We start from the raw sequence: 7,654 nt of genomic DNA, 5'->3' as shown, positions 1-7,654 counted from the left end.
GATGGTATGAGTGTTGAAACTTTAGAGCAAAAAATTGCAAAGCAAGAAGAACGATTAAGACAACTAAAAGCACAAAAACAAGCTATTGCTGCTCGTGAAAAAAAGAAAAATTCTGATCGACAAAGAAAAGATGATACTAGACGTAAAATTCTACTGGGGGCTTGGGTTCTAAACAAACTGAAAAATGATGAATCTTTTAAGGGTCAACTAACCGATTTTGAAAAGTTTTTAAGCACGGAAAGTAAGACTGAAGAAAATAGGCAGAAAGATAAAGATCTTTTTAATGGCGTTATATGGAATAACACCTAAATTTCGCATATGAGATTTTGTATTAAATAAAAAAACAATCCCCTAAAAATAGGGGATCTTGTTAGTAATGGAATCGACATTGAATTATAGAGATTCGTTCATCTGTCACTTCATAAACTAATCTATGCTTTTCATCAATCCTACGACTCCAAAATCCTGAAAGATTAGCTTTTAAAGGTTCTGGTTTTCCTGTTCCTTCAAAAGGTGTTCGCTGACATTCTTTGATTAAGGTATTAATACGCTTAAGTATCTTTTTATCCTGTGTCTGCCAATAGATATATTCATCCCAGGCATTATCAGTCCATTCGACGTTACGATTCGTCATCCTCAATCAACTCTCTGTGTTTTGTTTTCCCTGCACGTAATTGAGCAATTGATTCATTTAAACGACTTGCATTATTTGGAGATGAAAGGAGATATAACGTTTCCATTAAGCTATCGTAATGATCTTGTCCCATTACTACAGCATGGCCACCTTCTTTTCTTGTAATAAAAGCAACGTCTACATCATCAATTACTTTATCTAAAACAGATTTTAAATTGTTACGTGCGTCCGTATATGTAAATACATGCATATATCTATCCCTCATAGGGTAAGCTGCGTCAAAACGCTGCTAGCTAGACTACCTAGGCGGTAGTGATTGAAACTTTACAATCCTAAATGTACAGAATCCTGTACATATTGTCAATTTCGTATAACCACCATTATGTTAAATGGACATAAATCAATTCTAAAATTATCTATGATCATTCTTACTTTTACTTCAGTACTGCGGTTAGGGTGGATAGAAAAGGGCCTAACTGCTATCATTGCCCCCGAAACCCTCCAAAATAGATATCTTTCTTAATATGACACTTACGCCACCATAAGTTTATTTATCTCTTAAAACAGTAAATAACTCATCACTGTCTAGTGATGTGGTGTAGTAGCTTGTGTGTCATATATCACATCACTAGCCTTTCCTAAAATTTAAAAAAATAGGCTATTTTCATGTTATCCACTATTCGAGAACAATGGTTCTCCAATATTCGCGGAGATGTTCTTGCGGGTATTGTTGTTGCTTTAGCTCTAATTCCTGAAGCAATTGCCTTTTCAATTATTGCAGGTGTCGATCCTAAAGTCGGGCTATATGCTTCATTCTGTATTGCCGTGGTAATTTCTTTTGTAGGCGGTCGTCCAGGGATGATTTCTGCTGCAACTGGTGCTATGGCTTTATTAATGGTCACACTGGTTAAAGAGCATGGTCTGCAATACTTATTAGCAGCCACAATTTTGACAGGATTTATTCAAATCCTAGCAGGCTATCTAAAATTAGGGGCCTTGATGCGGTTTGTATCAAAGTCAGTCGTGATTGGCTTTGTAAATGCTTTGGCTATTCTAATTTTTATGGCTCAATTACCTGAACTCACTAATGTGACATGGCATGTCTATGCGATGACAATTGGCGGTTTAGCTATTATTTATCTATTCCCTTATATCCCAGTAATAGGGAAACTTTTACCCTCTCCCCTCATCTGTATTGTCCTCCTTACGCTTTTTGCCTTGTTCATTGGTTTAGATGTAAGAACCGTAGGTGATATGGGGCAATTACCAGATACATTACCTATTTTCTTACTTCCTGATATCCCTTTAAATCTTGAAACTTTAGTGATTATTTTACCCTATTCACTAGGTTTGGCAGCCGTGGGTTTACTTGAGTCCATGATGACCGCAACAATTGTCGACGATTTAACAGATACCACCAGTGATAAAAACCGAGAATGTAAAGGGCAAGGTGTTGCCAATGTCGCTTCAGGCTTCTTAGGCGGAATGGCAGGCTGTGCCATGATTGGTCAATCCATTATTAATGTGAAATCTGGTGGACGTACCCGTTTATCATCATTTAGTGCAGGGGTCTTTCTGTTAATTATGGTGGTGTTTATCAGTGACTGGCTTAAAGCCATTCCAATGGCTGCACTGGTTGCTGTCATGATCATGGTAGCAATTGGAACATTTAACTGGGATTCACTACGCAATATCCGCCAATATCCCTTATCTAGCAATATTGTGATGATCGTTACAGTCATCGTGGTCGTTGCGACACATAATTTGGCTTATGGCGTATTAGTTGGTGTACTTCTTTCTGCATTATTTTTTGCCAACAAAATTGAACGCTACATGGCAATTCAGTCCGAATTTAATGAACCTGAAAATACCCGTACTTATACGGTAACAGGTCAAGTGTTCTTCAGCTCAGCAGATAAATTTACTTCTGCATTTGATTTCAAAGAAGCACTTTCAAAAGTTGTGATTGATGTTAGTCAGGCTCACTTTTGGGATGTGTCTGCGGTCGCTGCCGTAGATAAAGTGGTCATTAAGTTTAGACGTGAAGGAACAGAAGTCGAACTGATTGGAATGAATGAAGCCAGTAAAACGTTAGTCGATAAGTTTGGTATCCATGATAAGCCAGATGCTTTAGATCGCTTAAATAGCCACTAAGAGGGATGAATTATGTCAAAAATTATTGCATGTATTGATGGATCATTAGCAACAAATACCGTTTGTGATTATGCAGCTTGGTTTAGCGATAAATTGAATTCACCTCTTCAGTTATTGCATGTCATTGATAAGCCAAAAGCGAAAGCACCACAAGATTTAAGTGGTGCAATTGGTCTAGGAAGTCGAGAAACCTTGCTAAACGAGTTGGTTGAACTGGAAGAACGTAAGGGGAAAATTGAGCTAGAGCATGGCCAAATTCTTCTTCGGGAAGCAAAAAACTATCTATTGGAGAAGTTCTCTATTGATGCTCAAAGCTTTCAACGCCATGGCAGTCTTTTAGAAACAATCATGGGAATGGAAGAGGATATTCGAGTTCTTGTTATGGGTAAGCATGGAACTGAAACCGAGCACAATTCCAGTAAAGTTGGAACCCATATTGAAAATGTTGTTCGTGCTCTTCATAAACCCGTGTTAATCACATCCTCACCGTTTAGTCCACCTCAGTCATTTTTAATTGCTTTTGATGGAAGTCCTACTGCACGTATTTGTGTAGACAAAATTGCAAATAGCCCTTTATTAAAAACCCTGACAGCTCATGTGGTATATGTTGGTAAGCCAAATAGTGATATGACATCACAAGTCACTTGGGCAAAAGAGCTACTTGCAAATAATGGTTTTGATGTCATTGATAGTGTGCTTGAAGGTGATGTTGAGAAATCTATATTGGATTATCAAGAAAAAAACGTTATTGATATGATTGTGATTGGTGCATATGGTCATTCAAAGATACGCCAGTTTTTTATTGGTAGTACGACGACCAAATTGTTATCAAGTTCTACAAAACCAGTATTATTACTAAGATAATTTTTACAAGATAAAGGGATAGTTAAAAACTATCCCTTTTTTAGAATTTCTAAAATTAACATAATACGCCTTATACGAAATGTGTTATAATTATCTATAGAAATCAATGCTGTAGTTACATGATTTTAGCCCACATACCCTCTGGTGGGCTTTTTTTATGATTTTTCACGTTCCACGCCTATTCTTTGATCAATGTTTCACGGTTTTAATTAAATAAACTGAATAATTCAATCTGCACGATTTAAGCGATTATCTTGAATAAGATCATCCAATTTATCTTCTAAATCTTCAATCTTATATTTGAGCGATAAAATAGAATTTTTTAAACGCTCATTTTCAGGAGCATCAGGATTTTTTAATTGATTAAAAATTTCTAATAATTCGTTGCGATTAGTGCTTAACCTTTCAATGTCACTTTCAATAGCCATTCTTGGTGTCCACAGAGCAAGTAAAATTTGCTCATAGTCTTTGAGTTCTTGATGGCTCATTGCATCTAATTCAGCTCTAGTTTTCATGGTTTAAAATCCGTCTTGCTATGAAGAGCTTTAAAAATCCGCTTTGCTGTTTCCTCTCTTACACTTTTCGGATCTCGTAAGATGCCACTAATCCAAAGGGCAAAACTAGGATAGTCCTGGAAGTTACTTAGGTCTGATAGCTCAGAAAGTTTAGATAAAATAGCACTGTACTTGTTAATTTGAGCATCAGACAGGTTGCAGAACATATCTATTGTTTTTGGATCTCGCTCAGGAGCTATTAATTTTGGCTTAGATTTTTCTTTCACAGTGAACTTAAAGCCGACAACAGAACGTCCTTTTTTAACTGGACTATAGTCAACTGTTACATCGGTAAATTCATTAATTTCATCTAATGAGCTCTTCAAAACTCTTCGTTTTAAGTTCCTCAAATCTCTATAAGATTCTGGTAAACCAAACTCTGTAAACATTTCATCTAGCGTTAATTCAAAGCCATTTTTTGCCTGATTTTTTTTCGCTAAATGGTAAAAGTCTATTGAGTAGTCTTTTTTTAATTTTAGAACTACATCTTTTTTATAACGAGTGTATGGATTGTATTTATCTAAAATTTTCAACATCACCAAAACAATAGATGTAAACCTTAAAGATATCCCTGCATCTTCATAAGTAGCATCAATTACCCAGTTAGAGTAGACCTTTTTCCCCCTATCATTAACGTATGAAAAGGACCGATCTACTAGTTTTTTTGACGCATTTTCAATTTGTTTATAAGCAGAATTGACTTTGATACCACAGTCATCAGCAAATTGTTGAGCAGATATTAAGATTTGATCTTGTTCACTTGCATCGACATTTCTAGCAATCGGAGAAGCCATAATTAAAATTCTTTTTTCATCTACAGACATGCTTTTAAAGCATTCAGTAACTTTGTTTTGAATAGCCATTGTTGTTACTGGATAAGATTTATCATAACTATTTTCTTTATTCATTCAGATATCAAACCTTATAAAAAATGAACATGATTTTTGTACCCTTATGAGAAAACAATGTACACCAATAAACATAAGGGTACAATAATTTATTTGTACCCTTTATCATGCTATTTGTACCCTTTAATCATGCTATTTGTACCCTTTTAAACGATAAAATCATGCTATTTGTACCCTTTATCATGCTATTTGTACCCTTTTAACGCTTGAAACTATTGCTGCATAAGGTTTTCAGAGGGTCTAAAAGCTTTTAAAAGCTTTTTAAAAGAATAAAAGGGAATTTATTTCCAAAGTGAGTTATTAAAACTGCCCTTGGTACTCGCTAAAGCTCGTACTCTATTGAAGCTCGTTTCACTCGCTTCGTGGGGGCAGTTTTTTGCATATATGATCAAGGATTCAAAAAGCAAAACATGAATAATGCATTCGCTATGCTCATGCTTTTTGACGAGCAAAAGCATCAATACTTCGCTCGTAGACACTCGCTAATCACTGTCCCCAGTAATTCAATAAAAAACGGTTTTTCAGAGGGGGAATAAGCAACCTTTCGTTGTGTCACTCGTAGACACTCGCTAAAAGGCTCTCATTTGCGTTTTAAGCGATTTTATTTTTATCAACTATAGTTTTACTGTATTTCTATCAAAAGTCGCTAAAACCCCCGTTTTTTTGCGCTTAAATGGGATTGCTAAGGCGTGTAGTCATGGTTATTGTCATTTTCTGGCTTTTTAGGCTCATTTCTCTGCTGTTTTTCTTGTTCTTGGCGTCTTAAAAATGCCAAATGTTCTTGTTGCTCTCGTTCTTGTGCATAGCGTTGTTCTTGTTGCTCTCGTTCTTTACGTAACTGCTGTTCTCTAGATTCACGATCTTTTCGGTCGTTTTCGAGCTGTATTGCTCTTTTTTGGGAAAACTCTTGCTGCGCTTCGGTCTCAATTTTTTTTGTAAAAGCCGTATGCAATTCTTGGATTTTTAGATCTTCCATTTCTTCTGCATATAGTCGCTTTTGTTTTTCACCATTTTGAGGACTAAAGTATTTATTTCCATAGTTATCTTCTTCAAATATATAACTATTTATGATCTCCAGTCTTTGATCGCGTACATACTCTTGATACTCAGTTTCTCTGCGTGATATTTCAGAAATTTGATGATCTATATTTGAAATTTGATCATTAAGTTTTCGTTGTTTAACAGTGATGTTCGGTTCGTCAAATTTTGCAAAAGACTTTTTAGGCTGGAGCAGCTGATTTTCTTCTGTCCATTTATTTAAATGATCAGAATATCTCTCTTTTTTTTCTATTTCACTAAGACCAGAAATATGCTTTTGGATGTCTAGTTGGGTGTTGTGTTGGTCGATCAGGTCATTTATTTGATTGATCCATTTTGTTTTAAAAAATAAAGGCTCTTTTTTGCGTAGTTCTGATATTGCAGAACTCATCGTGTTTAATTTTGTTGTTAATTTTGATAATTCTTCATTTTGAAATTCAGAAAGTTTCTGAGAAGTTTTTTCTAAATACTCAGCTTGAGAGTATTGAAACTGAAGCTCACTTCGTACTTTTTGAACAAGATCCTCAGATACTTTGATGTTTTCATCCAGTGCGATGACCTTTTTGATTTTTAAATTACGTAGCTTAATTTCATCATTTTTCAGACTAATTTCTGTAAATATTCCTCGTCTCCGGAGGTATGTCGCTTGAGGACCTTCGTGCTGAGTTGCTTCTAGGTCACTTTCCTGGTCTTCATAACTTCTGTGATCGACACGTTCATCAAATCCATTTTGTTTCAGGTGGTGATTGCATAATTCTGCAAATGATTCTCTCCAGTGGCTTACAGTTTCTGTGCCATTGTCACGACTGAAGTCCCTATATTTTTTTGCTGAAAAGCCACCCTGCTCATTAATACTTCGGGTTGTGAACATGATGTGTGCATGGTAGTTGCGTTCATCACTTCCACTGTCTGTATGAGGTGCATGAATAGCAGCATCAACGATGACACCGTATTTTTTAACGAGGTTTCGGCAAAGTTCATTGAGCATATTTTCACGCTGTTCAGCGTTTAACTCACTGGGAAATGCAATCTCAAACTCTCTTGCAAGTAATGCATCTTTTCTACGTTCAACCTTTTCGACTTCATTCCAAAGTGTTTGGCGCTTGAGTAACTCAGTATTTGTATTTTCAGGTGCATAGATTTTTGTAAATTCGACACCAGTTTTTCTTGTGTAGTCTTGTTCTTTTCCATAAAAATCGCATACCAATTTTTCACTTGAACGATATGCAGCACAAGCAACGGCCGATCGTCCATTACCTCTACTAATCGTTTTAACTGAAAAATGATATATCGCCATTTTGCTTTTGCTCTTTATTTCGATTTATCGAAATTACCAACATGTATATGTTGGTCAGGGGATTACAAAGGGGATTTACCCCTTGTCGCACCATTGGATGAAATCCAATGGCTAAGTGCGCCCTTCGGGAAAACCACGATAGCATGGGCTGTCTTGAATTTCAATTCAAACAGACCTATGCTTGAGGGGGATTCCTTGAGATGGT

The 7,654-nt window shown here is 36.1% G+C and carries 8 protein-coding genes; 3 read left to right on the top strand and 5 right to left on the bottom strand.

The features are described 5' to 3' along the window. The first annotated feature begins 6 nt into the window (after positions 1-6). Positions 7-309: a hypothetical protein gene (locus tag CDG61_RS00140; protein ID WP_000110201.1), complete on the top strand. Its 303-nt coding sequence runs from the start codon at positions 7-9 to the stop codon at positions 307-309. A gap of 61 nt (positions 310-370) precedes the next feature. On the opposite strand, the gene CDG61_RS00135 is transcribed toward CDG61_RS00140, so the two are convergent. Beyond that, entirely contained in the window at positions 371-634 is a 264-nt protein-coding gene (locus CDG61_RS00135) for a Txe/YoeB family addiction module toxin (protein ID WP_000184943.1), read from the bottom strand. Then, on the bottom strand, positions 621-884 hold the full coding sequence (locus CDG61_RS00130; protein ID WP_000557944.1) for a type II toxin-antitoxin system Phd/YefM family antitoxin: 264 nt from the start codon (positions 882-884) through the stop codon (positions 621-623). The genes CDG61_RS00135 and CDG61_RS00130 overlap by 14 nt, the downstream gene beginning before the upstream one ends. A gap of 416 nt (positions 885-1,300) precedes the next feature. On the opposite strand from CDG61_RS00130, the gene CDG61_RS00125 reads away from it, so the two are divergent. Continuing rightward, positions 1,301-2,788 carry a SulP family inorganic anion transporter gene (locus CDG61_RS00125; protein WP_005108963.1) on the top strand — a complete coding sequence of 496 codons (1,488 nt, stop codon included), beginning with the start codon at positions 1,301-1,303 and terminating at the stop codon, positions 2,786-2,788. 12 nt (positions 2,789-2,800) lie between these two features. Next, on the top strand, positions 2,801-3,652 hold the full coding sequence (locus tag CDG61_RS00120; protein ID WP_002115246.1) for a universal stress protein: 852 nt from the start codon (positions 2,801-2,803) through the stop codon (positions 3,650-3,652). A gap of 227 nt (positions 3,653-3,879) precedes the next feature. Here the strand turns inward: CDG61_RS00120 and CDG61_RS00115 are convergent, their stop codons facing one another. The 3 genes from CDG61_RS00115 to mobQ all read right to left on the bottom strand — a co-directional run bounded on the left by CDG61_RS00115 (position 3,880) and on the right by mobQ (position 7,449). Further along, positions 3,880-4,167, bottom strand: coding sequence for a hypothetical protein (locus CDG61_RS00115; protein ID WP_000857160.1), 288 nt, complete (start codon positions 4,165-4,167; stop codon positions 3,880-3,882). Next, a complete protein-coding gene (locus CDG61_RS00110) occupies positions 4,164-5,114 on the bottom strand; it encodes a replication initiation protein (protein WP_001031297.1) in 951 nt (316 codons plus the stop codon). Before CDG61_RS00110 ends, CDG61_RS00115 begins: the two co-directional genes overlap by 4 nt. 682 nt (positions 5,115-5,796) lie before the next feature. Continuing rightward, a complete protein-coding gene (gene mobQ / locus CDG61_RS00105) occupies positions 5,797-7,449 on the bottom strand; it encodes a MobQ family relaxase (protein WP_005199240.1) in 1,653 nt (550 codons plus the stop codon). Positions 7,450-7,654: the final 205 nt, after the last annotated feature.

The sequence above is a fragment of the Acinetobacter sp. WCHAc010052 genome (assembly GCF_002165295.2).
Classification (GTDB): domain Bacteria; phylum Pseudomonadota; class Gammaproteobacteria; order Pseudomonadales; family Moraxellaceae; genus Acinetobacter; species Acinetobacter chinensis.
The sequence above is the reverse complement of the archived record's forward strand: the minus strand, read 5'-3'. Positions and strand labels throughout refer to the sequence as shown.